Source organism: Brachybacterium sp. UMB0905 (genome assembly GCF_002871795.1).
GTDB lineage: Bacteria > Actinomycetota > Actinomycetes > Actinomycetales > Dermabacteraceae > Brachybacterium.
The window spans coordinates 1-347 of sequence record NZ_PNHL01000046.1; the positions used below are offsets into that span (position 1 = coordinate 1).

Below are 347 nucleotides of genomic sequence, written 5' to 3' on the forward strand. Positions count from 1 at the left end.
CTTCTATGAGGAAGGATCAAGGACATGGCAGGAAGATCCAGGCGTAAGTTCAGTCCCCAGTTCAAGGCCGAGGCAGTCCAGCTGGTGATCCAGTCCGACCGGCCGATCGTCGAGGTCGCTGGCGAGCTGGGGATCATTCCCGGCACCCTCGGGAACTGGGTGAACAAGTACCGTGAAGAGAATCCCGAGCCCGAGAAGAAGCTGACCCCGTCAGATCATGCCCGGCTCGCGGAACTGGAAGTCGAGAATCGTCGGCTCCGGATGGAGAACGAGTTTTTAAAAAAAGCCGCGGCCTTCTTCGCCAGGGAGCAGGGCTGAACGAGAAGTCAGCCCTGATCGAGGCGGAG

Annotated in this window: 1 protein-coding gene; it reads left to right on the forward strand. The window is 59.4% G+C overall.

Translation table 11 applies throughout. The features are described from left to right. Positions 1-24: 24 nt before the first annotated feature. Positions 25-318: a transposase gene (locus CJ197_RS14795; RefSeq protein ID WP_102237099.1), complete on the forward strand. Its 294-nt coding sequence runs from the start codon at positions 25-27 to the stop codon at positions 316-318. Positions 319-347 lie beyond the last annotated feature (29 nt).